At 58.3% G+C, this 23,608-nt stretch carries 33 protein-coding genes; 11 read left to right on the forward strand and 22 right to left on the reverse strand.

Annotated features, from left to right (window positions below; genetic code table 11):
• From KIN_RS11290 to KIN_RS11355, 14 genes are all read right to left on the reverse strand, one after another.
• Complete coding sequence (locus KIN_RS11290) at window positions 1-813, reverse strand: division plane positioning ATPase MipZ (RefSeq protein ID WP_159806948.1); 813 nt, start codon at window positions 811-813, stop codon at window positions 1-3.
• A 187-nt stretch (window positions 814-1,000) separates the two neighbouring features.
• Window positions 1,001-1,222: a 50S ribosomal protein L31 gene (rpmE, locus tag KIN_RS11295; RefSeq protein ID WP_159806950.1), complete on the reverse strand. Its 222-nt coding sequence runs from the start codon at window positions 1,220-1,222 to the stop codon at window positions 1,001-1,003.
• 12 nt (window positions 1,223-1,234) lie between these two features.
• Complete coding sequence (gene rplS, locus KIN_RS11300) at window positions 1,235-1,618, reverse strand: 50S ribosomal protein L19 (RefSeq protein ID WP_159806952.1); 384 nt, start codon at window positions 1,616-1,618, stop codon at window positions 1,235-1,237.
• 51 nt (window positions 1,619-1,669) lie between these two features.
• A complete protein-coding gene (gene trmD, locus KIN_RS11305; RefSeq protein WP_159806954.1) occupies window positions 1,670-2,515 on the reverse strand; it encodes a tRNA (guanosine(37)-N1)-methyltransferase TrmD in 846 nt (281 codons plus the stop codon).
• Window positions 2,508-3,020, reverse strand: a complete 513-nt coding sequence (gene rimM / locus KIN_RS11310) for a ribosome maturation factor RimM (protein ID WP_159806956.1) — start codon at window positions 3,018-3,020, stop codon at window positions 2,508-2,510. The genes trmD and rimM overlap by 8 nt, the downstream gene beginning before the upstream one ends.
• The gene (locus KIN_RS11315; RefSeq protein ID WP_159806958.1) at window positions 3,017-3,166 is read right to left on the reverse strand and encodes a hypothetical protein; all 150 of its coding nucleotides are present in this window, start codon (window positions 3,164-3,166) and stop codon (window positions 3,017-3,019) included. Before KIN_RS11315 ends, rimM begins: the two co-directional genes overlap by 4 nt.
• Window positions 3,163-3,573 (reverse strand): EVE domain-containing protein, encoded by a 411-nt coding sequence (locus KIN_RS11320; RefSeq protein WP_159806960.1) that lies wholly within the window; start codon window positions 3,571-3,573, stop codon window positions 3,163-3,165. Before KIN_RS11320 ends, KIN_RS11315 begins: the two co-directional genes overlap by 4 nt.
• 9 nt (window positions 3,574-3,582) lie before the next feature.
• A complete protein-coding gene (gene rpsP, locus KIN_RS11325; protein ID WP_159806962.1) occupies window positions 3,583-3,996 on the reverse strand; it encodes a 30S ribosomal protein S16 in 414 nt (137 codons plus the stop codon).
• A 42-nt stretch (window positions 3,997-4,038) separates the two neighbouring features.
• The gene (locus tag KIN_RS11330; RefSeq protein WP_159806964.1) at window positions 4,039-4,335 is read right to left on the reverse strand and encodes a chorismate mutase; all 297 of its coding nucleotides are present in this window, start codon (window positions 4,333-4,335) and stop codon (window positions 4,039-4,041) included.
• A 73-nt stretch (window positions 4,336-4,408) separates the two neighbouring features.
• Window positions 4,409-4,924: a GNAT family N-acetyltransferase gene (locus tag KIN_RS11335; RefSeq protein ID WP_159806966.1), complete on the reverse strand. Its 516-nt coding sequence runs from the start codon at window positions 4,922-4,924 to the stop codon at window positions 4,409-4,411.
• A complete protein-coding gene (locus KIN_RS11340) occupies window positions 4,921-5,256 on the reverse strand; it encodes an NIPSNAP family protein (protein ID WP_159806968.1) in 336 nt (111 codons plus the stop codon). The genes KIN_RS11335 and KIN_RS11340 overlap by 4 nt, the downstream gene beginning before the upstream one ends.
• Entirely contained in the window at window positions 5,253-6,779 is a 1,527-nt protein-coding gene (gene ffh, locus KIN_RS11345; protein WP_159806970.1) for a signal recognition particle protein, read from the reverse strand. Before ffh ends, KIN_RS11340 begins: the two co-directional genes overlap by 4 nt.
• A 157-nt stretch (window positions 6,780-6,936) precedes the next feature.
• Entirely contained in the window at window positions 6,937-7,320 is a 384-nt protein-coding gene (locus KIN_RS11350; RefSeq protein WP_159806972.1) for a DoxX family protein, read from the reverse strand.
• A 65-nt stretch (window positions 7,321-7,385) separates the two neighbouring features.
• Window positions 7,386-7,958 (reverse strand): FMN-dependent NADH-azoreductase, encoded by a 573-nt coding sequence (locus KIN_RS11355; protein ID WP_159806974.1) that lies wholly within the window; start codon window positions 7,956-7,958, stop codon window positions 7,386-7,388.
• A 109-nt stretch (window positions 7,959-8,067) separates the two neighbouring features.
• On the opposite strand from KIN_RS11355, the gene KIN_RS11360 reads away from it, so the two are divergent.
• Together KIN_RS11360 and KIN_RS11365 are read left to right on the forward strand one after the other, a co-directional pair.
• Window positions 8,068-8,949: a LysR family transcriptional regulator gene (locus tag KIN_RS11360; RefSeq protein ID WP_159808005.1), complete on the forward strand. Its 882-nt coding sequence runs from the start codon at window positions 8,068-8,070 to the stop codon at window positions 8,947-8,949.
• A gap of 12 nt (window positions 8,950-8,961) precedes the next feature.
• Complete coding sequence (locus KIN_RS11365; RefSeq protein ID WP_159806976.1) at window positions 8,962-9,864, forward strand: DMT family transporter; 903 nt, start codon at window positions 8,962-8,964, stop codon at window positions 9,862-9,864.
• A 182-nt stretch (window positions 9,865-10,046) separates the two neighbouring features.
• Here KIN_RS11365 and KIN_RS11370 read toward each other — a convergent pair whose 3' ends face one another.
• Window positions 10,047-10,394, reverse strand: coding sequence for an ArsR/SmtB family transcription factor (locus KIN_RS11370; protein ID WP_159806978.1), 348 nt, complete (start codon window positions 10,392-10,394; stop codon window positions 10,047-10,049).
• Window positions 10,395-10,601: 207 nt separating this feature from the next.
• On the opposite strand from KIN_RS11370, the gene KIN_RS11375 reads away from it, so the two are divergent.
• The 6 genes from KIN_RS11375 to KIN_RS11400 all read left to right on the forward strand — a co-directional run bounded on the left by KIN_RS11375 (window position 10,602) and on the right by KIN_RS11400 (window position 13,670).
• Window positions 10,602-10,925, forward strand: coding sequence for an AtpZ/AtpI family protein (locus tag KIN_RS11375; RefSeq protein WP_159806980.1), 324 nt, complete (start codon window positions 10,602-10,604; stop codon window positions 10,923-10,925).
• Between the two features lie 47 nt (window positions 10,926-10,972).
• Complete coding sequence (locus KIN_RS11380; RefSeq protein ID WP_159808007.1) at window positions 10,973-11,680, forward strand: F0F1 ATP synthase subunit A; 708 nt, start codon at window positions 10,973-10,975, stop codon at window positions 11,678-11,680.
• 45 nt (window positions 11,681-11,725) lie between these two features.
• Complete coding sequence (locus KIN_RS11385) at window positions 11,726-11,962, forward strand: F0F1 ATP synthase subunit C (RefSeq protein WP_159806982.1); 237 nt, start codon at window positions 11,726-11,728, stop codon at window positions 11,960-11,962.
• 90 nt (window positions 11,963-12,052) lie between these two features.
• Complete coding sequence (locus KIN_RS11390; RefSeq protein WP_159806984.1) at window positions 12,053-12,580, forward strand: F0F1 ATP synthase subunit B'; 528 nt, start codon at window positions 12,053-12,055, stop codon at window positions 12,578-12,580.
• Complete coding sequence (locus KIN_RS11395; RefSeq protein WP_159806986.1) at window positions 12,577-13,137, forward strand: F0F1 ATP synthase subunit B; 561 nt, start codon at window positions 12,577-12,579, stop codon at window positions 13,135-13,137. The genes KIN_RS11390 and KIN_RS11395 overlap by 4 nt, the downstream gene beginning before the upstream one ends.
• Window positions 13,138-13,307: 170 nt before the next feature.
• Window positions 13,308-13,670 carry a VOC family protein gene (locus KIN_RS11400; RefSeq protein WP_159806988.1) on the forward strand — a complete coding sequence of 121 codons (363 nt, stop codon included), beginning with the start codon at window positions 13,308-13,310 and terminating at the stop codon, window positions 13,668-13,670.
• A 219-nt stretch (window positions 13,671-13,889) separates the two neighbouring features.
• Here the strand turns inward: KIN_RS11400 and KIN_RS11405 are convergent, their stop codons facing one another.
• Together KIN_RS11405 and KIN_RS11410 are read right to left on the reverse strand one after the other, a co-directional pair.
• Complete coding sequence (locus KIN_RS11405) at window positions 13,890-14,297, reverse strand: hypothetical protein (protein WP_159806990.1); 408 nt, start codon at window positions 14,295-14,297, stop codon at window positions 13,890-13,892.
• 177 nt (window positions 14,298-14,474) lie between these two features.
• Entirely contained in the window at window positions 14,475-14,999 is a 525-nt protein-coding gene (locus KIN_RS11410) for a hypothetical protein (protein WP_159806992.1), read from the reverse strand.
• Window positions 15,000-15,220: 221 nt separating this feature from the next.
• Here KIN_RS11410 and KIN_RS11415 point away from each other — a divergent pair, with 221 nt between their 5' ends.
• The gene (locus KIN_RS11415; protein WP_243144899.1) at window positions 15,221-15,865 is read left to right on the forward strand and encodes a hypothetical protein; all 645 of its coding nucleotides are present in this window, start codon (window positions 15,221-15,223) and stop codon (window positions 15,863-15,865) included.
• 216 nt (window positions 15,866-16,081) lie between these two features.
• Here KIN_RS11415 and KIN_RS11420 read toward each other — a convergent pair whose 3' ends face one another.
• The 4 genes from KIN_RS11420 to KIN_RS11435 form a co-directional block, all read right to left on the reverse strand.
• The gene (locus tag KIN_RS11420; RefSeq protein ID WP_159806994.1) at window positions 16,082-17,284 is read right to left on the reverse strand and encodes an FAD-dependent monooxygenase; all 1,203 of its coding nucleotides are present in this window, start codon (window positions 17,282-17,284) and stop codon (window positions 16,082-16,084) included.
• A gap of 100 nt (window positions 17,285-17,384) precedes the next feature.
• Complete coding sequence (locus KIN_RS11425) at window positions 17,385-17,858, reverse strand: hypothetical protein (protein WP_159806996.1); 474 nt, start codon at window positions 17,856-17,858, stop codon at window positions 17,385-17,387.
• A gap of 172 nt (window positions 17,859-18,030) precedes the next feature.
• Window positions 18,031-20,001 carry a vWA domain-containing protein gene (locus tag KIN_RS11430; protein ID WP_159806998.1) on the reverse strand — a complete coding sequence of 657 codons (1,971 nt, stop codon included), beginning with the start codon at window positions 19,999-20,001 and terminating at the stop codon, window positions 18,031-18,033.
• Window positions 20,002-20,538 carry an RNA polymerase sigma factor gene (locus tag KIN_RS11435; RefSeq protein ID WP_159807000.1) on the reverse strand — a complete coding sequence of 179 codons (537 nt, stop codon included), beginning with the start codon at window positions 20,536-20,538 and terminating at the stop codon, window positions 20,002-20,004.
• Between the two features lie 59 nt (window positions 20,539-20,597).
• Here KIN_RS11435 and KIN_RS11440 point away from each other — a divergent pair, with 59 nt between their 5' ends.
• A complete protein-coding gene (locus KIN_RS11440; RefSeq protein ID WP_159807002.1) occupies window positions 20,598-21,392 on the forward strand; it encodes a hormone-sensitive lipase in 795 nt (264 codons plus the stop codon).
• A gap of 139 nt (window positions 21,393-21,531) precedes the next feature.
• On the opposite strand, the gene KIN_RS11445 is transcribed toward KIN_RS11440, so the two are convergent.
• Window positions 21,532-22,014 (reverse strand): hypothetical protein, encoded by a 483-nt coding sequence (locus KIN_RS11445; protein ID WP_159807004.1) that lies wholly within the window; start codon window positions 22,012-22,014, stop codon window positions 21,532-21,534.
• A 381-nt stretch (window positions 22,015-22,395) separates the two neighbouring features.
• On the opposite strand from KIN_RS11445, the gene KIN_RS11450 reads away from it, so the two are divergent.
• Entirely contained in the window at window positions 22,396-23,472 is a 1,077-nt protein-coding gene (locus KIN_RS11450) for a hypothetical protein (RefSeq protein WP_159807006.1), read from the forward strand.
• Window positions 23,473-23,608: the final 136 nt, after the last annotated feature.

Genomic DNA, 23,608 nt, shown 5'->3' on the forward strand with positions numbered 1-23,608 from the left:
CTAGAAATCGATAGATACGCCCGGCAGTTTCAAGGCGCGAACGAGTTCGCGGACCTCTTGCCGGGCGGCAATGTTGGAGATGTTGAGGTTCTTCACCCCGATATCTGCCAGATCCAGCAGGGTAAGGCCCCGTGGAAACAACTCCCGAAAAATGACCCGCTCGGAGAAACCCGGTGCTACGCGAAATCCAATGCGCTTCGCCAAAGATTCCACTGCGTCGGTGATCTTCTTCTTGTTGTGCATCCGCTGCGTACCAACACGGTTGCGCACGACGATCCAGTCCATTGGTTTCAGCCCGGCTTGCGCGCGCAACTGTCGGGCGGACCACACCATTTCCGAATAGACTGATGGACCGATGATTTTTTGGCTCTCGGGTTCGATCCGGGCCAATAGATCAAAGTCTATGAAACTGTCATTCAGGGGCGTGACAAGGGTATCGGCAAGTGAATGGGCGACCTGAGACAGGCGTGTATGCGAACCGGGACAGTCGATCACGATAAAATCGTAACTGCCCTCCATCGCGGCCACCGCTTCCGTCAGCCTGCGGTCGTAGACATTTTCGCCCTCGGCAAGATCAGCGGGAGCGATCTCAGGCAATTCGACGATATCCGGGACTGCCAAGCTCAGTTTATGCTTCTCGGATTGTGAGATGCGGTTTTCGCAGTAACGCGAAAAGCTGCGCTGGCGAAGGTCCAGATCAAGCGCGCCTACTGAAAACCCCATGCGCACCAGCGCAGTCGTCACATGCATGCAATTGGTCGACTTGCCAGAGCCACCCTTTTCGTTGCCAAACACGATGATGTGGGATGCCATTGTCGTCTGCCTCTTGGACTTGCGCCCGCGTCAGGGCGTACAAAACCTATATGCTGTGGTTGGTTTCAGGTGAAGCGCTATCAGGAGGTGTTTGTATATTTCCTGTGGGTTCCGAAGCGTCAAAGGGACAAATAAAAAGGGCCGCAGCACAAGCTGCGACCCTAAGATCGAATACTGAAGAGGGGGTTTAGAAGCCCAGCCCTTCATACTTGTTTTTGAATTTCGAGACGCGACCGCCGGTATCCATCAGACGCTGGTTGCCGCCTGTCCAGGCCGGATGCACGGAAGGGTCGATGTCCAAAGCCAGTTGGTCGCCTTCAGCGCCCCAAGTGGATTTCATCTGAACAACATCCCCGTTCGTCATTTTGACGTCGATGATGTGGTACTCGGGATGGGTATCTTTTTTCATGACATCCGCTCCTTACGCTTCAGCGCCAGCTTTGGGCTTGTAGTTGGTGACTTCCGCGATCCGGGCCGATTTACCGCGGCGTGAGCGGAGATAGTACAGTTTCGCACGGCGAACGCGGCCGCGACGGACAACGGTTATGTTGTCAATGTTGGTGGAATGCAGCGGGAACACGCGCTCCACACCTTCACCAAAGGAAATCTTGCGAACGGTGAACGAGCCGGCGATGCCGTCTCCGTTTTTACGGGCGATGCAGACACCCTCATAGTTTTGAACGCGGCTGCGCGTTCCTTCGGTCACTTTGTAACCGACGCGGATGGTATCACCCGCTTTGAAATCAGGAATGTCCTTCGCAAGTTCTGCGACTTGCTCGGCTTCCAGTTGTGCGATCAGGTCCATCTGACACGCTCCTTATTTTGCTCACGGTTGATCCGCGAAGTTGATGACACCTCAGAGCTCTTGGTCTTCACCCGGGTCCCTATTGTGACGCTCACAATAAGCCCGCCAGAGATCAGGTCGTCGTTCCTGCGTTAGCCTTTCGGCCATGCCCTGCTGCCAACGCGCGATATTGCCATGGTGGCCAGACAGAAGAACGTCCGGGATGTCATGGCCGCGCCAACGGCTGGGTTTCGTAAACTGTGGATGCTCAAGCAGGCCGTTCTGGAAGGATTCGTCTTCCGTGGATGCATGATTCCCAAGCACGCGCGGTATAAGCCGGACGGTTGCATCAATCAAGGCCTGCGCAGCGATCTCACCCCCGGTGAGGACGAAATCTCCCAGTGAAATCTCTTCTATGCCGTAGTGATCAAGCACCCGTTGGTCCACGCCCTCGAACCGACCACAGAGAAGTGTCACGCCTTCTGCCTCAGACCATTGCTGTGCTATGGCTTGCGTGAATGGCTTTCCGCGGGGCGACAGGTAGACCAGAGGCCATCGCTTCCGGTCCGGTGGTGTGCCTGATGCGGCGTGATCGAGCGCGCGTCCGACAACGTCAGGACGCAGGACCATACCGGCCCCGCCACCCGTCGGGGTATCGTCCACGTTGCGATGTTTACCTTCACCAAAAGGGCGCAAATCGATGGTCTCAAGCGCCCAGAGCCCTTCCTGAAGCGCTTTTCCGATCAAGGACGCCCCAAGAACGCCGGGAAAGGCTTCAGGGAAAAGAGTGATGATTTTTGCGGTCCAGGCCCCTTTCAATCGAGGCGTTTCACCCATCAGGTCGCGCGGCCGCGCGCTGGCGCTGATCGACAGACGTCCGTGGGATTTAGACCCTGTGCGTTTGGGCTGGTCAGCCATCGGCTTCATCGTCATCCGGAGGATCAGCAATGATCCGACCGACACCCAGATCGACCGTCGGCGCGGCCTCTTTGGTGAAGGGCAAGAGAAGACTCCCCTTCTGCCCCGGTCCGCGAATTTCGAGGATGTCGCCTGCGCCGTGATTCAACACTGCCGCGACCTTGCCCAGTTTGGCGCCCCCGGTATCCAAGACTTCAAGGCCAATCAGATCGGCGTGATAGAACTCATCATCCGGCAGGGCGGGCAGCAGTTCCCGATCGGCTGACAGCTTTGTCCCGCGCAATGCGTCGGCTTCGTCTTTGAACCGGATGCCAGACAAGCGCGCGGCGAACCCCCCCTTAATAGGGCGCGTGATTTTGACCGAATACTCCTTGCCCGCGTCATCGTAGAGCGGGGCGTAGATCGTAATATCTTCAGGGTTTGCACAGAAGGATTTGAGGCGAACCTCGCCTTTGACCCCGAAAGATCCCGCGATGGCGCCGACGACGATACGGTCGTTGCTCATTCCGAAATTCCTATGCAAATCAAGCGTGTCGGCTCCCACGCGCCGCCAGCATCGACGCAGCGATCCTTGACGCGCCCGCGTTCAATTTCGATGCCGCCGTAGAAGGCGAGACCGCACAGAACAAGGGTGATCGTACGCCGGATCATTGGGGCGTCATGGCCTTTGCCAGAACGGAAAAGTCGGTCCCGGAGATTTCGGAAATTGCAGTGTCCAAAGCGGCCCGGGTCTGGTCGGACAGGTCATCTTCGATGTCCCCGAGGGCGATGGGCGCTGACGGTCGGTAACTGCACCGGCGTACCCATGATTTGAATTTGGGGTGATCGGGCCAGTCGGATTTTTCTTCCGGTGTCTCGGATGTGACTTTTCCCATGGCGGTGAAGCAGTTCAACGCCGTGCCGCCGTGTGAGAGATGAGGCGAGAAATACGCCACATTGTCCCCTTTTTCGAGACTTTCCACCGGGGCGCGCTGACCGCCTGCGAACAGGCATACGCCCTCCGCGACAGCGGCCTGAACATAGTCATGTTCCGCGACCCCGATAAAAAATCTAGCCATCCGAAGGACTTACTCTGCCGTTTCTTCGGCTGGTGCGTCCTCGGCCGGTGCCTCCTCTGCTGGCGCGTTTGCTGCGTCTTCAGCGGCTTTGGCTTTTTCGGCTTTCTCCTCGGCGCGGTCTTTGGCTTTCTGGCCGGGCTCGCCCTTCTTGAGGTTGGCGCGCTCTTTCTTGGGCAGGACGCCTGCGGCTTCGAGCATGCGGGAGATCCGGTCGGTGGGCTGTGCGCCCTGGCCGAGCCAGTACTGAACACGCTCCATATCCATTTTCACGCGCTCCTCGCTGTCTTTGGGCAGCAAAGGATTATACGTGCCGAGCTTCTCGACGTAGCGGCCGTCACGGGGCATGCGGCTGTCAGCGGCCACGATGCGGTAGAAGGGGCGTTTCTTGGACCCACCACGGGCCAGACGTATTTTCATTGCCATTTTATGTTCTCCTTAGATGGCTGTGTGCAGGCCAAGCGCCTGTCATTCCTTGATTTTCTTGTGGTTCTGTATGACTTCCCGAATGATGAAATTCAGAAAAGATTTCGCGAATTCCGGGTCGAGATCGGCGCGTTTGGCCAAGTCTTCGAGCCGGGCGATCTGCCGGGCCTCACGGTCGGGATCGGAGGGGGGCAGGTCGTGATCGGCCTTCAACCGGCCAACCGCCTGCGTGTGCTTGAAGCGCTCGCCCAGCGTGTAGACGAGGATGGCATCGAGCCGGTCAATGCTGTCACGGTGGTCTTTCAAAAGCTCCGCCGCCCGCGTGGCGATGTCGGTCATGCTACCCCCCAAAACGGCTTTCGGACTTTTGTCGGACTTTCATCGGACTTCCGTCGGACCCCAAAAAAGCTACTCATGCGGCGATCCCCGGTTGGGGATGAACCCAGACTTCACACTCCGGGTCGTGCGCGGCCATGTCGCCATGGAACCGAGCGCCCAGTTTGCCTGCCACGGCCTTGGACGCAGTGTTGTCGCGGTCGATGTAGCTGACGATCTGCGGCGCGACGAGCGTGTCCCAGCCCCATGCCAGAACGGTACGCGCGGCTTCGGTCGCGTAGCCTTGTCCTTGCGCAGCGGGAAACGTGTTCCAGCCTATTTCGAGCGCCTTCTGGTGCGGCGGATGGTGGAGCCCACACGCACCAACTACGCCGGTGCCGTTGTCGAGGATGAACCAGCCAAATCCCTTGAGATGCCAGTGCCCCATATCCCCCGCAAAGAGCGTCCACGCCTGCTTTGCATTATACGGCCCGCCGGTGAAACGGGTCGCATCGGACGCATAGAAGTCGCGATAGCTGGGCCAGTCATCCATGGTCATCTGGCGCAGCGTCAGGCGCTCTGTCTCAAGCGTGGGGATGGTGATGGTGGTCATGCGAGGCCCAGTTCATCCGGGCTGGCGCCATCCAGAATGGGGCGGGTGAAGCTGCGGTCATACCGGCGGATGCAGCGGGTGTTGGCTGCGTGCGCGTAGGCCTGATTGCACTCGTCATCGGCGGCCATGCGAACCCGGTAGTCCTCGTAAGCGGCAAGGCTGGGGAACGAGAACATCGCCCATGCGATGTCGTTCGCGCCTTCGTGAGGCAGCCAATAGCCGTGATGGGTGCCGCCGAGCTTGTTCACCAGATAGATCCACGCACGGGCGTAGATTTCGAACGCGTCGAGCTTGGTCGGATCGACCTCGTATCTGATGGTGCAGGTTATCATTTCTTTTTGCCGAACCCTGAGAGACCAGGGGGCAGGCCACCGCCGCCCAGACCGGGCAGGTTGCCCATGCCCGCGGGCATCTTGCCGCCCAGCGCCTTGGCCGCCTGTTCCATTGCCGCTGGATCGTTCATGTCGGGCATCCCGCCCGGGCCCATTCCGGGCATGCCGCTTTTGCCGAACATGCCACGCATGGCTTGTTTCAACATCCCGCCTTTGCCCATTTTCCCCATCTTCTTCATCATGTCGCCCATCTGGCGCTGCATCTTCAGAAGTTTGTTCAGGTCAGAGACTTCCATGCCTGCACCCTTGGCGATCCGCTTCTTGCGGGAGGCCTGTAAAAGTTGCGGGTTGGCGCGCTCTTTTTTGGTCATGGATTGGATCAGGGCGATCTGTTGTTTGAGGATGCGGTCATCAAGACCGGCTTCCTCGGCCTTGGCAGCCATCTTCTTCATGCCGGGCATCATGCCCATCAGGCCTTCCATGCCGCCCATCTTGATCATTTGTTCAAGCTGCATCTTCAGGTCGTTCATATTGAACTGACCCTTCTGGAAGCGCTTCATCATGCGCTCGGCTTGTTCGGCCTCGATGGTTTCCTGCGCCTTTTCGACGAGGGCCACGATGTCGCCCATGCCAAGGATACGGCCTGCGATGCGATCCGGCTCAAACGTCTCAAGCGCGTCCATCTTTTCGCCGAGGCCCACGAATTTGATGGGTTTGCCGGTGACCGCACGCATGGAAAGCGCCGCCCCCCCGCGTCCGTCGCCGTCCATCCGGGTCAGGACGACACCGGTGACGCCGATTTCGCGGTCAAAGTTTTCCGCAACGTTGACGGCGTCCTGACCCGTGAGGCCGTCGACGACCAGAAGGGTCTCGCGCGGGTTGGCGACGTCGCGCACGGCAGCGGCTTGTGCTATCAGTTCTTCGTCAATGTGCAGGCGGCCTGCGGTGTCGAGCATGTAGACATCGTAGCCGCCCAACGTGGCTTGTTGCTTGGCACGCTTGGCGATGGCCACGGGATCTTCGCCCTTGACGATGGGCAGGGTATCGACGCCGATCTGTTTGCCGAGGATGGCCAATTGTTCCATCGCGGCGGGGCGGTTGGTGTCGAGCGAGGCCATCAGCACGCGCTTGCCGCTTTTCTGGCTCAGGCGCAGGGCCAGCTTCGCGGTGGTTGTCGTTTTACCGGATCCCTGCAGGCCCACCATTAGGATGGGCGCGGGCGGGTTGTCGATCTTCAGTTCGCCGGGATCTTCATTGTCGCCCGCGAGTACATGTTTCAACTCGTCATGGACGATCTTGACGACTTGCTGGCCGGGGGTGACCGACTTGGTGACCTGTTGGCCGGTGGCCTTGTCTTGCACGGCCTTGACGAAATCGCGGGCCACGGGCAGGGACACGTCCGCCTCGAGCAGCGCCACACGCACTTCGCGCAAGGCGGTTTTCACATCATCTTCCGAGAGCGCGCCTTGTTTGGTGAGCTTGTCGAAGACGCCGGACAGACGTTCGGATAGATTTTCAAACATACCCCAAGGCTCCTTCTTCTTTTTCTCTCATGTCCCCGATGTGGGTGGGGACGGCTCAAAACGCAATTGCCCCCACGGGCGTAACACGCTGGTGGAGGGCGATCCCTGCGGTTGTGCAGGGACCGGAAGATCGATGCTTCCGGTGATGGCGCGGGGTTTAGGCCTGTGGACGGCGCGAGTCAAGCCACGCGGTGACCTGGTGACGGTAGGCGAACGCGGTCAGCGCCGCGCCCGTGCCCAGCGCAATCATATGCCAGTAGGGCGGCCCCGCGAACAAAATCAGCGCGGAAAGTCCGATGATCATGGTTGCGGTCAAAGCCAGTGCCGAGATCGCCTGTAAGTGGGGCAGCCAGAGCCCGATCGCGGAGGCCGTTTCGACCGTGCCCGTTACGAAGCGCGGCCATTGGCCGAAGCCCAGCGTTTCATAGAGCGCAACGGCAGACGGTGCCCCCAGCAGCTTTTCGAGGCCGAAATAGAGGAAGGCCGCGCTGAGGATCATGCGCAGCAGGCGGAACGGGATGGGGTATTGCGTTGCGGTCATGCCCCTGAATTTAGCGCAGGGCAGGGGCGGGACAACACTGCCCCGCCCGTGGTCGAGCGTATGTGTCAGGCCGCGAGCGCGTCGATCTGGGTCTGTGCGGCGGCAATTTTCTGGTCCGCGCCGGCGCCAAGCGTGTCTGCGATGACGAACTCGACGTCATTGATGCCCACAAATGTCATGATCTGGCGCAGATGGGGTGTGGCAAAGTCTATGTCGGACCATGCGGCGGTGCCGCCCGAGGCGATTACGATGACCGCGCGCTTGCCTTCCAGCAACCCGACGGGTCCATCGGATGTGTATTTGAAGGTAACGCCGAGGCGGGCGATCATGTCGATCCATGCCTTGAGAACCGCTGGAACGCCGAAATTGTAGATGGGTGCGCCGATGACAAGCGTGTCGGCTGCCTGAAGCTCTGCCACCAGCTTGTCGGAGAGGGCGAGCGCGTGTTTCTGGTCCTGCGTGCGCTGGTCGGTGGGCGTGAAAGTGGCACCCACCCAGGCTTCGTCCACGAAGGGCAGGCCGTCGGCCAGATCGCGGCGGATGACCTCTCCGCCCAGCTGGTCCACGATGCTGGCGGTGAGTTTGCGGGACACGGAGCCATCGCTCCGCGCTGAGGCGTCTATATGAAGGATTGTCATTGTGGGAACTCCGGTTGAATGTTTTGCTTGGCGCGAGAGTTATATTTTGCAAACTTGAACTCAACTGGCGTGAGCGCGCCTTGAGTGTGGATGGACGCACATAATGGATATAGACAATTGGGATGAGATCAGAACCGCGTTTCAGGTGGCGCGGCTCAGAACGGTGTCAGGTGCCGCAGAAGTGCTGGGCGTGCACCACGCGACGGTCATCCGCCACATCGACAGTCTGGAGGGAAAGCTGGGTGCAAAACTGTTCCAGCGTCACGCCCGCGGCTACACCCCTACCGAAGCTGGCGAGGATCTGTTGCAGGTGGCGACGGCCACACAGGATCAACTGACGCAGCTGGCGGGGCGCATCCACGGGCGCGGGGCCTCGGTCTCGGGCGAGTTGATCGTGACGTGTCTGCCGCAGATGTCGCCTTTGATGGCGAAGACCCTGACCAAGTATCAGGCGGATCACCCGGATGTGCGGGTCGAGCTGGTCGTTGATATCCGCCCCCTGCGCCTCGAATATGGGGAGGCGCATGTGGCGTTGCGGGCGGGCCAGCCGGGCAATGATCTGGACAATGTGGTGCAGGAGCTTGGCACCATGCCCATGGGCTTGTTCGCCCACCGGGACTACATCTTCCGCCACGGACCGCTGAACGGGATGGAGGATATCCCGAACCACCGTTTCGTGCGGGTGACCAATATCGATCCGCGCGCGCCGTTCATGCGCTGGATCGGGGAACACGTCCCTGATGAGAACGTCATCTATAAGTGTTCCAGCACCAACGCTGTGCAGGATGCTATTCTCGCGGGCGCCGGTATCGGGTTCCTGCCCAGCTACATGGGACACGAGCGCGAGAATATGGTCGAGGTGATGGAGCCGAACCCGGAATGGTTCTCGACCTTCTGGTGCATCACGCATGTGGACCTGCACAGGACGGCCAAGGTCAGTTCTTTCGTGAATTTCCTCAAGGAAGAGGCAAAAGCCTGGCCGGATCTTTGAGGCGCAGCTTGGATGTCTGAGGCCGGGAAAGGCCATCTGGCGATGCTGCTGTTCTCGATGCTGGTCGCCGGATCTTTTTCGCTGGGCGGGATGGTGGCCGATCAGGTGGCCCCTGCCGCGCTGAACGCGGCGCGGTTCCTGATCGCTGGGGTTGTAATCGGCACCTTGGCGGCGGTCACCGGCAAGCTGAGCCGGGACGTCTTCGTGGCACCCTGGCGGTTCCTGATCCTCGGGGCGTTTTTCGGCACGTATTTCGTGCTGATGTTTGAGGGGCTGAAAACAGCCTCACCCGTGTCGACCAGTGCCGTGTTCACCCTAACGCCGGTGCTGTCGGGGATCACGGGGTACTTGTTGTTGCGGCAGATCACGACGCGGCGCATGGCGCTGGCCTTGGCGATAGGGGCTGCGGGCGCGCTTTGGGTGATCTTTCGTGGGGACCTTGCTGCGGCACTGGCCTTTGACATCGGACGGGGCGAGACGGTCTATTTCTTCGGCGTGATCTGTCATGCGATCTACACGCCGCTGGTACGGCTGCTCAACCGGGGCGAGAACGTTCTGGCCTTCTCATTCGGGACGATTTGCGCGGGCTTCGTGTTGCTGTGCGCATGGGGCTGGCAAGATATTCGGGCGATCAACTGGCTGGCGCTGGATCCAGCGATCTGGCTCACGATCCTTTATGTCGCGATCTGCGCCAGTTCGATGACCTTCGTGCTGTTGCAGTTTGCAAGCCTCCGGCTGCCCTCGGCCAAGGTGATGGCCTATACCTATCTAACCCCAAGCTGGGTTATCGTCTGGGAGATCGCGCTGGGCCATGGTGCGCCGTCCGCGATTGTCCTGGGGGGGATTGGTCTGACCGTTGTTGCGCTTCTCTTGCTTTTAAAGGGCGAGGACGCGCCGCGCACGGCCAAGGCCTGAATACGCGTATACGAATGTATGCTTTATCTTGCGGTGCGCGGAACCTTTGCCGTCGCAGACGGTTAAGGCCTCAACAGACTTCGGTCTGAATAATCGGAGAAGGGGCACACCGTGCGCAATATCATCTACATAATTGGTCTTATCGTCGTGGTTCTGGCTGTTTTGCGGCTTCTGGGTATCGCCTAGCTTCCGTCTTCTGCTTCGGCGGGTGTTTTTAACTCGTTTTGTAAAAATTGCTCGAATGCGTCGTAGTTCAGCGGTTCCAGCTCGCCGAAGCTTTCTATCCAGACCACGGCCTCTCGCATGGCGAGGGGTTCCAGCTTGCACCATTTTACGCGACCGCGCTTTTCTTGGGTGATCAGGCCCGCGCGGGTCAGAATCGTGAGATGCTTTGAGATCGCTGCAAGCGACATCTCAAACGGTTCGGCCACATCGGTGACCGCCATATCATCCTCCAACAGCATACCCAGAATACGCCGCCGCGTGGGGTCCGCCAGCGCGGAGAATACCTGATCCAGAGCCGTTTCCATTCGCCACTTGATGGGCAGACTTGGATCAATCGTCAACCATATGGTTGAATATGGATCGGGCCGCCTGACGGCTGCGGCATAACGGCAAAGGGGCGAATTTCATGAAATTATCATTTAAAATCAGTTATCTGAATGCATGCAGAGTCGAATTGACACTGCCCGTCTCCCTTCATAGTGTCCGCGCAACTGTCCCAGCGGGGGTGCCCCATGGCTGATGATCTGGAAAAGGCGCGATTGAAGGCGCTGGAAGACCGGATCGAAGGGTTGAAGAAGACCCAGGCGCCGGAACCACGAGGGGATGAACATTATTCTCAGGCGCAACTGGCCTGGCGGATGGTGATAGAGCTTGTGGCCGGTCTGGCGATCGGTTTCGGCATCGGATACGGGCTCGACTGGGCCTTCGGCACACAGCCGATCTTTCTGGTGCTCTTTATATTGCTGGGCTTTGCGGCAGGTGTGAACGTGATGATGCGCACCGCCAAGGAAGTTCAGGCGGAACAGGCGGCCCACGCCGCACGGAAGAAGGACTAAGGCACGTGGCAGAACCAGCTGAAGACGGCGGTCTCGTTTTTCACCCGATGGACCAGTTTATCGTGAAGCCTCTGTTTGGTGGAACGGAAGTTGGCATGTTCACCATTACCAATTCGACCCTGTGGATGGCGATTACAGTGCTGTGCATCATCGGTCTGTTGGTTCTGGGCACACGGCGCCGTCAGATCATTCCGACCCGAATGCAGTCCATCGGCGAGCTGGCCTACGGCTTCATCTACAAGATGGTCGAGGATGTGACCGGCAAGGAAGGGTTGAAGTATTTCCCCTATATCATGACGCTGTTCATGTTCATCGTCTGCGCCAATTTCGCTGGTTTGCTGCCGACCGCGTTCACGCCAACGTCCCATATCGCAGTAACAGGCGTTCTCGCGATGGGCGTGTTCCTGACCGTCACCGTTCTGGGCTTCGTCAAGAACGGCGCAGGTTTCCTTGGCCTCTTCTGGGTGTCCTCGGCGCCGCTGGCCCTGCGCCCTGTCTTGGCGATCATCGAGATCATCAGCTACTTCGTACGGCCCGTCAGCCACTCCATCCGTCTGGCTGGTAACATGATGGCCGGTCACGCCGTGATCAAAGTGTTCGCGGGCTTTGCCGCGATCACGGCCATCGCACCCCTGTCCATTCTGGCGATCACCGCCATGTATGGCCTCGAAATTCTCGTGAGCTTCATTCAGGCTTACGTGTTCACCATTCTGACCTGCGTCTACCTGAAGGACGCGTTGCATCCGCATCATTAAGGTCTGAACCCCAATCACCGTAATTCCATCGTAAGGAGAGAAAACATGGAAGGCGATATCGCACAAATGGGTCAATTCATCGGCGCAGGTCTGGCTTCGGTCGGCATGGGTGGCGCAGCCATCGGTGTGGGCACCGTGGCTGGCAACTACTTGGCCGGCGCCCTGCGCAACCCATCCGCTGCTGCGTCGCAGACAGCAACCCTGTTCATCGGCATCGCATTCGCGGAAGCGCTGGGGATCTTCTCGTTCCTCGTCGCCCTTCTGCTGATGTTTGCTGTCTAAGAGCATCTAAGACTATCCTTACGGTCGGGCGGGGCGCTGGTCTCGTCCGATGTAAGCGCCGGATTTGAAAACTTTTTTCAGGGGGCCGAAATGGCAACTGAAACCCACGGAGGAGAGGCGGAAAGCGCGGGCATGCCGCAGCTGGACTTCTCGACCTTTGACAACCAGATTTTCTGGCTCGTGGTGACGCTGGTCGTGATCTACTTCATCCTGTCACGGATCGCGCTTCCCCGGATTGCGTCGGTTCTGTCGGAACGGCAGGGCACAATCACGAATGACATCGCCGCGGCGGAAGACCTCAAACAGCGCGCGGTTGCCGCCGAAGAGGCTTACGACAAAGCGCTGGCTGACGCCCGATCCGAAGCCAACAAGATCGTCGCGGACGCCAAGGCCGAGATCCAGTCGGATCTGGAAAAGGCCATGGCCGAGGCAGACGCCGAGATCGCGGCCAAGTCCGCCGAGAGCGAAAAGGCGATTGCCGAAATTCGCGAAAGCGCGAAGGACAATGCGGCCGAAGTTGCCCGCGACATTGCCAAGGACATCGTGGCGGCTATCGCACCGGGCAGCATCGACGCGAAATCCGTCACCGCTGCCGTCAACGCCAAGATGAAGGGATGAGCGCCATGAAACGTATATCCCTACTGGCATTGATCGCGCCCGCCCCTGCTTTTGCGGCGGGGAAGGGTATTTCGCTCAGCAACACTGATTTTGTCGTGTTCCTTGGGCTGGTCGTGTTTCTGGCCATCTTGTTCTACTACAAGGTCCCCGGCATGATCATCGGCCTCTTGGACAAGCGCGCCGATACGATCCGGTCCGAACTGGACGAGGCGAAGGCCCTGCGCGAAGAGGCCCAGACCATCCTGGCCAGCTACGAGCGCAAGCAGAAAGAAGTGGCCCAGCAAGCAGAGCGGATCATCGAAACCGCCAAGAAAGATGCGCAAATGGCTGCGGATCAGGCGAAGGAAGACATCAAGGACTCCATCGCCCGCCGTCTGCAGGCCGCCGAAGAGCAGATCGCCTCTGCCGAAGCGGACGCTGTCAAAGCCGTGCGCGACACTGCCGTGACAGCTGCGATTGCAGCGGCCGCAGATGTGATCGCGGCCAAGACCAGCGCGGCAGATCAAAACGCCCTGATCGACGACGCCATCGCGACAGTTGAAGCCAAACTTCACTGATCCTGCTTGGATAGAATTACGAAAGCCCCGGTTCTCAGAGCCGGGGCTTTTTTTATTGGGGCAGCGGTGCTAAGGGCCGCATCGCAGGTCCGCTGAGTGGGACGAAGCGGACCTTTGATGTACGCCCAGCAATGTCAGCTTAGGCCAAAGGAGGATAGCGAGGAGATACTATGCTCAAGACAATCCACCACGTGCAATTGGCAATGCCGGAGGACCATGAAAACGCGGCACGAAGCTTCTATGCCGATGTTCTAGGGCTTGGTGAAGTTCCGAAACCTGAAAATCTGGCGAAGCGCGGTGGATGTTGGTTCGAGCTTGGCGATGTGAAGGTTCACCTCGGAGTCATGCAAGACTTCCGTGCCGCAACAAAGGCGCACCCAGCGTTTTTGGTCGACGACTTAGCAGAGATGAGGGCACGTTGCGAAGTTGCCAGCGTCGCCTGTATAGACGACGAACCGCTAGAGGGTTTTGCAAGACTCTATGTATTCGACCCATTCGGCAACCGGATCGAGTTGATGGAACGCCTGCGATGATCCCGCGTACAGCGCGAAACACGGCTTTCCCTTCTAGGGCTTGTTGCCTTTGAAAGCCGACATTGGTGCACTGCGCAGCAACTGCAACTAAGGGCTCGTCCGCCTAGTTCGTCGCGCAACAGGTAAACTCTCGCATCGGGCCGTCGCAATCGTTCGCAAGATAGCCAACCAACGGCAACGGTGCGGACGAAGCGGACACTGCTCCAACGCCTACAAATGTCAGCTTTTGGTTTGCATCGACCAGTCGAGTGCTTTGACCTCAAGCGCCTCGTCTCTGAAGTAGAAATGGAAGTGCCTAGCACCTAAGCCGTTCATTGCGATCCAAGGAGTTGCGTCCAGATCATCACGAGTATTGCCCGAAATTTCGTAAAATTCGCCCCAAGCCGGTGCGAGACCACTGAAACGACACCGTCCATCATACCAGCCGTGGTCGTTTACGCTTGTAATGCGATATCTTTCGCAGTTTTCAAACCGGACCAAGATAAACGAGACACGCTCGAACTCGGGATAAAGCAATGCGTTGGGTCTAAAGCGAGCGACGAGCGAAGTATCGTCATGCTCGACTCGGAGATCAGGTGCGTTTGGTTCGGCATTCCAGTCAGCGTTGAGTTGGGTGAACTTTAGCATCTTTAACTTGTCTCACGCGATATCCTCTGAAGCTGGATAGCAGACCTTTGTGAAAGGTGCAGCATCTGTAACTTTGGGCTCAGAGGGGACCTGCGGCGATGCAGCGGAGCCAAAACTCCTGGAAATGACAGAAGTGCGGGACTTTGTTGCCGTTCGATGCGTTCAAGCCAATGGCCACTAAGGGAGTTCAACCTCTGCCTGCCTTGCTCGATAGAACAAATCCTGTGTTGCAGTTCCAAGGCTCACAAACTCGCATATGGAGTATTCGTAAACACGCAAACCATCGCACTCGGGCAGGTTCTCAAATGTATCTGCCGCCTGCACTAGCGCTCGTGCATAACCATACGCAGTAAAACCACCTCCATCTATCGTTGACGGAAGTAGTGGCATCAACTTCTCATAGAACTCCCGCATCGATGCGACTAGATCATGCAAACATCCGCGCCTTCCTTTGTCCACGTTCAAACAAATATCTCCAGCAATACCAACGCATTGCGATTCCATCCAACCACGATATCGCGAATCTAGTGGCTCAATAGCTTTCAGGCACGCGATTACGTCTGGAGTAGGAAACCGAATTGCATCAGGAGTAGAGAATTGAGTTCCATCACCAGAATTCTGGGCTATCGCACCTTCTGCTGCTCCAAAAAGCAAAAACAGTGTGACCATTAAAGTACTCGGAAAACTTGAAGAGTTTTTCAATCGCAACACCTCACCGTAGAATGCTCCATCAACCGCGTCAGCGGTAATTAAGTGAACGACTGATGTCTACACTTCACATCAAGAGTTGAGCGGCGCAGCATCAGTTACTTTGGGCTCAGAGGGGACCTGCGGCGATGCAGCGGAGCCAAAACTCCTGAAAATGACAGAAGCGCGGACAAAGCTACTGTCTCAGAAGTTGTTTCGAATGACCGGTATTCGTCTTGACCAGTAGAAGCGAAGCTTGGCGCAAAAATCGCCATATTTTTGATCCAGTTCCGTGCAAACTGTGGGTGGTGATAGAACCGACCGTAATACACTCATCAAAGCTGCGCGTCGCCAGCCTGCATATCGTTTGGCTCAGTTTCGGGCTGATTTGGCCCTTACTCTACATCTTCGCAATTCACACGGCCGATCATATCGGATTATTTTTTAAAGCGATCTTTGCCCTTTTGACTTTGGCAAGCGGGGCTCTTGCATTGAGCGAGGGCCGAAAAGCTTGGCGTGTCTTCAATGCAGCAGGCGATTGGAAAGCCACAGTCTCTTCAAGCAGGCTCATTTGGGATGTCGCCGTACCTTCCAAAAATCTACCAATGGACTTAGCTCTTGCCGATGTTGCAAAGGCATTGCGGTTAGAAATCAGCCGCACAAGCAAAGACAGTGATGGCGAGTACACCGAGGTCGAAGAGCGCTTCGAGCTTCATTTTGTCGATGGCAGTGTGCTCACCTTCGATCGCGAAACTGCTGGCATCAACCCGCACCGCGTGTTTCAGGCACTTAAAGAGCGTGGCATAGCTTATGAGCTTTGGTCGCAAGATCACACCAAAGGCAGCGTTGATACGTCGAAGACTTTTCAGCGCTCCTATTGAACTGTATTCGTAAAAGCTGTTCTTCGCACGCATTGCAGCTTCATACAGCAAGGGCTTCAAGGCAGCCGTTTGCACGACGGTTGGTCGCGGTTTCTGGACGCGGTCGCCGTGCTTTGACACCTATCCCGGAGTGAATCTTGCACTCATTTTGGGATCGATCTCGCTCTCGTCAAGCAGCTCCAAAAGAGCCTCTGAGGTGCTTCGTTCTGTAGATTGTCAGGCTGCCTTTGCTTTTTCATAGTCCGGCAGATCGAACTCGTCTTCATCTACCTTGGACCCACCGCCAAACAGGGATGCGAAGCCCTGGACCGCCGAGGATGCGGCGATGCTGGCGCCTGCATTGATCAGGCTGACTTTGAAGCGGGACTGGGCATAGGCCAGATCGGGGACGCCCGGGGGCAGCTTCTGGGACTTCTCCGCAAAGGCGCGGAATTTCTCCTCATACGCTTTGAAGGCATCTTCGTGGTTCGTGTGCGCGGCCAGTTCATTGGCCAGAATGTAGGACCCGATCAGCGCGAGGGTCGTGCCCATGCCGGTGTAGGGCGTGGGGCAATGGGCGGCATCGCCCGCAAGGACGCACCGACCACGGGACCATGTCTTCGACTTGATCTGGTGCAGCGGCCCCAGGAAGATATCGTCCACGTCCTCCAACGCGTCGCTCAGCCGTTCAGCCTCCCAACCGGCGCCGTCGAGGCGCTTGCGCAGTTCGGCTTTCTTGTCGGCGAGCGACATGCGGGGCGGGTCGTTCTCGTCACTCAGGAAGTTCACCGATGCGCGCATGGTGCCTTGATTGTCCGGTCGCAGAAACGCGATGACGCCCGTCGGGCTTGTGTACCAGCGCCACCAGTCGTTGTCCCGCTCCAGCCGCGGCACAGTGAAGTAGGAGGACCAGCACCCGAGATAGTCCTCGTGCCCCTCCTCCCCGAGGATCAGCGTTCGGGTCGAGGAATTCATGCCATCCGCGGCGATGACAATGTCGAAGGTTCCGGTTGTGCCGTCATCAAATGTCACCTCAACGCCGTTGTCTTTTTCCTCAAGCGTGTCGATGGAAACACCAAACCGGTACTCGACGCTCTTGGGCGTGGCATTGACGAGAATGTCGACGAGATCGCCCCTGAGGATTTCAATCTCCCGCGTGAGGGAGCCTTTCTTTTCGACCGGGAAGCTGGCCTTGGCGGTGTTGTCGGTGTCGACGAATTGCAGGCCCTTCTCACCGGTGTGACGGTCCTTGATGTCGTCCATGATGCCCATTTTCGAGACCACGTCCCGCGCGGCGTCGGTGATGTCGATGTTCTGCCCGCCCAGACGCAGACTGTCCGCCCGCTCTATGACTGTTACTTTCCAGCCATTGTGAGCCAGCCAGTAGGCTGCGGTGGGGCCAGCGACCCCTATGCCCGAGATGAGTGCAGTCTGTGCCATGCGTTAATCCCGATGAAGATAATCGAGGATTTAACGGGTGGACGCGCCCACGGTTCCCTTGTTTTTCTGAGATAGGCGACTGGCCCCTGATCTGAGAGGGCTAGAAGCTGAAGATATCACCGATGTTTTCAATAATGGCGATCAACAGCAGAACACCAACAATCAGAATCGCGATCATCCAGACGAACTGGAAGGTGATCGCGGCGGCGCCCAGGCTGGTGCCGTAGGCCGCATAGCGCCAGTTTTCGCGCCGCATGACCGAGATCAGGGACAGAACGACCGCAATCACGCCGAGGACTGGCGCGACCATTGCGGCATAGAACCAGATTGGCGGCGCGACGACCTCAGGCTCGGGCTTTGGCCATCCCAGCAGGGTCTGCCAGGCCGAGCGCTTGATCTCGCCTGCGATTTGGCCGATTTGCGTGCCGACGGATTGCTGCGTCTCGAGGGCTGGCCCGATGAGCTGTGCGAAGACGAGCACCAATGCGACAGCCCCAAAAAGAACCGCCCAAAAGCCCCACCGCCGAAAGAGGTCAGGCATATCACGCAACGGATTGTCCGAGTTGTGTTCCATAGCGCTGGCATTCTGCCGCAGGAGTTGGGCAAAACTGTGGTCTGGGCCGTGGCTGTTTAGCGGTTCTTGGATGTTGGCTGACCTCGTGCGGCGGGGGATGGCCTTGCGGTTCCCGTCCTGACGCCAAAAGCCCCAGCCGATTGGCCGGGGTTTTCGCTTTCTTGGGGTGCGCTTACCGGGCCTTGGACAGGCTTTCGGCCAGACGCATCAGGGTGACGGCTTCGGTTCTGTAGCCAAACGTATCGTCGCCCTTGGCGGTGTTGGCCAGTGCGATGGCGTCCTCGTATGTCCAGTCGCCTGTGTAGCTGGATCCTTGTAGAAGCTGGCCGAACCCTGCGATCGCAGTGGCGAAGCGGACATCGGTGTTGGCATCGCTCACACCGGTCGAAATGGGTGTTTCGATCAACTGGCTCTCGCTTTCGCCGGGCGTTTTGTAGCGCAGGCGGAGAAAGCCCAGCTCGTCACTGTCTGAGGCCACGGGGTCGTCAGCGCCATAGCGAAGCGCGTCGTTCAGGATCGCGTCGGAGCCTATGGGCGTAATCTCGTAGATCGCTGTGACCGTGTGACCTGCGCCGATCTCGCCCGCGTCGACCTTGTCATTGTTGAAATCCTCACGCTTCAGGGCGCGGGTCTCATACCCGATCAGGCGGTATTCGGCGATCTCGGCGGGGTTGAACTCTACCTGTATCTTCACGTCGGACGCGATGGGATAAAGTGCGCCCGCCAGTTGATCGACCAGCACTTTGCGGGCTTCGCTGAGCGTATCGATATAGGCCGCCTGTCCGTTGCCATTCTGGGCCAGTGTCTGCATCAGGGCGTCGTTCAGATTGCCCCGTCCAAAGCCCAGAACCGACAGGAAGGTGCCGTCGTCGCGCTTTTCCTCGATGAAGGTCTTCAGCGCCTCGTCCGAGGACAGACCGACGTTGAAATCGCCATCCGTGGCCAGAAGTACGCGGGAAATCTCGCCTTCATCCGCCATCTGTTCGGCCAGCGCATAGGCTTGTGTCAGACCTGCGGCCCCTGCGGTGGATCCGCCAGATATCAGGCTGTTCAGGGCGGCCTCGATCTTGCCGGTTTCGCTCGCTGCAGTCGGCTCCAAAACCGTGCCTGCGCTGCCCGCATAGGTGACGATGGCGACCTGATCCTCTGGCCGCAACTCCGGCAGCATCAGCCGGAAGGACTGGATCAGCAGTGGCAGCTTGTCCGGGCTGCTCATGGAGCCAGACGTATCAATCAGCAGGACTAGGTTCAGGGGCGGGCGATCTTCGATAGCGGGCAATTCCCCTTGGATGCCGATATGAACCAGCTGGGTCCCATCGTTCCACGGCGTGTCGGTGACGGTGACGCTCTGCTGGAACGGCAGGTCGCCGGTGGGTGCTGCGTAATCATAGGGGAAGTAGTTGATCATCTCCTCGATCCGCACGGCCTCGGCGTTGGGCAGTTGGCCATTTTGCAGCGCGCGGCGCACCCACGCGTAGGACGCAGTGTCCACATCGATGGAAAAGGTCGATACCGGCTCTTCGCTGGTGATCTTGACTGCGTTCGGGGTCTCGTTTGCAAAGCGGTCCCGATCCTCGATGATTTCGGGGTACGGATCCGGCACGGGAAGGATCCTGATCTCCTGACTGCCTTGCAGCATGCTGGTGGAGGCAGAGGGGTTCACGACCCTGCGGCCCGGACGCGAAACTTCGGCGGGCGCAAACTCTTCCACGATCTCTTCGAGTATCATCGGTGCCTCTAAGGGGGAGGCCAGAGGCGCGTCCTGCAAAACGTCCTGATCCGCGGAGGGCTGTGCCTCTTTCGCGGTGATCATTTCGGGCGCGGCGGGTTCCACTTGGGGGGCCAGAACCGTGGTTTGTGGTCCGGGCTGGTTTTGCACAAAGACAAAGCCCACGCCCAAGACGACGAGGGAAGAGGTGGTCAGAAGAAGCGGTTTCAGATTTCGGGTGGCAAACATGTCTCTCAGTCCTTTCAGAATGTTGGACCTTTCCGGTCCTGTATCTGTGGGACGTGCGCCGGGCGCCGATCCTTGGAGGCTTTCGAAATTTTTTTCCGCCACGCGCAAGGCCGCGTCGCGGGCGGCGTCGCTGGCGGGGGGTGGCGTGCCAAGGGCCGCGCGCAGTTTATCAAGCTCATCGGTCATTCAGATGGCCTCCTTTTCGGCCATATCGCGCAGGTGGCGTTTCACTTCGGACATCCGCCACGCGATGGTTCCTTCGCTGAGGCCCATCACCTCGGCGGTTTCTTTCTGTGTCAGGTCTTCGCCAAGGGTCAGCGCGACCGTCTCGCGCAACTCCTGAGGCAGGGCGCGCATGGCCGTGCCAAGCCAGTCCTGTGCGGCTGCCGCGTCCTCATCCTCGGCGGCGCGGCGCTGGTAGTCTTCGGCCCAGCCCTCGCTGGCTTTGGCGTGGCTCTGGGCCTTGCGCGCGCGGTCCGTGGCGGCGTTCATGGTCACCCGGTAGGCCCATGTGGTGAACTTGGCCTCACCCCGGTAGTTGCGCAGTTTCTGGGGCAGGGCGGCCAAAATGTCATGTGCCAGATCTTCGGCATCGTGCTGGGTGCCGGTCAAGCGCCACGCAAACCTGTAGATACGATCATAGTGACGGCGAATGAGGAGGTCGAATGCCTCCCTGTCGCCTGCGGCGGCCGCTTGGGCCAAAGCCTCGTCACTGGTTTTCATGCGCATAGTGATGGTAGGACGCACGGGGCGGGTCAATCCTTGGAAAGTTTTTTGAAAAAATGACGAGTGCGCAGGAAAAGCGGGATCTGGCTTATGAAAATGGCGGGTTTATTCCCGATGCGGCTGCCTACGGGGATCGCTGGCCGCGGGCGGCGGCGGCGTTTCGGGCGGCCCGGCGTTGCGATCTGGATGTTAGCTATGGGGACCATCCGCGGGCGGCGTATGATCTGTTCTGGCCCGAGGGGACACCCAAGGGGCTGATGGTGTTCGTCCATGGCGGGTACTGGAAGGCGCGGGCCAAGTCGGACTGGTCGCATTTCGCGGCAGGCGGGCTGGAGCGGGGCTATGCGGTTGTCCTGCCGGGGTATCCCTTAGCCCCCGAGGTGCGGATCAGCGAGATCACCCAGCATATTGCGCGCGCAATTACGGCCGCCGCCGCGCAGGTCGCCGGACCCATCGCGTTGACAGGTCATTCAGCGGGCGGGCATCTGGTGGCCCGCATGGCGATGCCGGGCGTATTGACCGAAGATGTCGCCGGGCGGATTTTCACCAGCGTTCCGATCTCGCCCGTGTCGGATTTGCGCCCGCTTGTGGATCTGTCGATGAATGCGGAGCTTAGATTGGACGCTGTCGAAGCCGCGGCGGAAAGCCCGATTCTGGGTCTGCCTCTTCCGCATATCGCCGTGACCCCCATCGTCGGCGCCGAGGAACGGCCGGTGTTTCTGGATCAGGCCCGCTGGCTGGCAGAGGCTTGGGGCACACCACAGATCATCTTGCCCGGCCGACACCATTTCGACGTCATCGACGCGCTCATGGACCCCGACAGCCGCATGATGCGCGCGCTTCTGGGGTGAGCGCCGAGCGAAGAGGCGGGGTTTGCGTTTTGCTTACCTCCGCTGCGTTGAAAGTGAACCACCGAGGGTTTTTCCCGCGGCACAGAAGGCGCGAGACGAACATCGGCTTTGAGCCCGGAGCGGAAGCCTAATTGTCGTTTTACGGCTCAGGAAATATTCCATACACTCCTTCTTCGGCGAATACCTCGCCGAATGAAACCTCGCCCCGACTTAGCTTGTATGGCCAATATACGACGACCGAATAATCACCTTCATGATCGAGCGCTATGGCTACCGCGTCACTTTTCCTACTGGTGCCTGGAAGCGATACACGCACATCATAGGTTAACGCAGTAGCTTTATAATCTCCGCCAACCGCAGAGCTGCGGAAACCTGCGTTGAGTAAATCAATGATTTCGTGTGAAGGGGGGCGCTCATCTCCGTCATATCCAGCAACCAAAATCATCTGGCCATCTGGTTTCATCGCTGCGCCAAATGGAAAGAACTCTCCATAATTTTGAAGAAGTTGTTCTGCAAACTCAATGGAAGCGGTCATTAACTCTTCAGCATCTTGCTTCGGTGTTTGCACTGTTTGCGCCTCAACTGAAACAGTCAGAATTAAGAATAACACAAGATAACGCATTCATAGCTTTCAACAATTTGGTAAATGTTCAAATCGCAATAGATCAGCGATACCTTTGTGATTCAAGAAGCCTCGTATCTTTAGTCGGCATTGGGTCTGGCTGCTTTGTATATCAACGGCAGCAAAGTCCAGCAAAACAGACGTAAAGTCAGCTGCGCGCGGCGCTCTTTGACACATTTGCGCAGGTAGGCGCGGTGTTTGGCCGGGCCACGGTTACTTCGCTGGTGCCCTTAACTGACATCACAGTTCCGTTTTTCGCCGTGGCGGGGTAGTTCGGTCATGGAGCTGCCCATTTTCAATGCTATGGTACGCTCAAGTCTTCACATTTCCGCGAGAGCGCTTATGTGAATGATAGTAACATTGGCGAAGGAAGAGATATAGATGGCAGATTTTGATGCTCAGGTCCGGGAAAGTCAGGCGCAGGTCGAAGCCGCGCAGAAGCAGATTATCGAGGTAACGAGCCGGATCGAGACGGCGCGGTCCAAGCTGAAAAGCGGTGACGACATCACCATCGATATCGAGAACGCTTCGCTGGACGACGTACACACCCATACGGAGCTGATGAATGCCAACATCGCTGAGTTAATCATGGGGCTGGACGATGTCACGTCCGGGTTCTCCGAAGACTTCTCTGCCATGCGGGACAAGACGGGCTGGGAAAGCTTCGTCGGTATGTTCGCGCCCGCCAAGTCCGAATCCATGCGGCAGGAACGGATGCGCACGGCGTCGATTGATGACAAGCTGCAGGACCTGATCTCGAAATCCGACACAATTACCCAGCTTCTGCAAAGCCAATTGAATACGCTGAACGAGCAGAAGGCTAAGGTGGAAACGAACCTGACCGCCACGCTCGACGAGCGCGAAATGGTCGTGGGCGAACTGGAAGCTTTGCGCGCCGATATTCTGGCGATGGATCCCAAGATGATCGAGTTGGAAAACAAGATCAGCGTCGAACAGGATGCCGCCGCCCGTACGCGGCTGGAAACCGAACTGGCCGATCTGAATAAACGCTACAATGAGATGGTGCAGCAGGAACAGGTGAAGCTGGCAAACTCCCAGACGCTGGAGCGCTATATCGAGAAGGGCAAGACCTGGGTTGATTCCCTGCAAAACCAGGCGGCGACGCAGATGGTTCTGATCAACAAGCTGGAAACGGATACCAAACAGCGGGTCGTTCTCTATGACGCGCTGACCAAGTCTTTGAAAACCGCGCAACAACAGGACGTGGCCCACCGCATAAATGAGATCGGCGTGGAAACGGACAAAGAAGCGCAGGCTGCGATGGCCGGGATCGGTGCCGCGACCAACAACCGGATGGCCGATATGCTGGAGGCCCATGAGGACCAGATGATCTTTGCCCGCAAGGTGCTGGAACAGAAGGCAAAGGCTGATGAGCGCTTCGCCCGCCGGTTCCAAGCCGTGGTCGATAAGCACGACAAGAACCTGTACGGCGCGTGAGCGGTCTTTCCAAATCTCTGATCGGTTTGGTGGTTGGGGTTGCTTGGTTGACTGTCGTTTACACTCTCGACCTTGGATGGACAGCTTATGTGCCGGGTGGACTGCTGGTGTGCATCTGCTTGATTGCAGGCGCCGT

It is taken from the genome of Litoreibacter roseus (genome assembly GCF_009811795.1).
Classification (GTDB): domain Bacteria; phylum Pseudomonadota; class Alphaproteobacteria; order Rhodobacterales; family Rhodobacteraceae; genus Litoreibacter; species Litoreibacter roseus.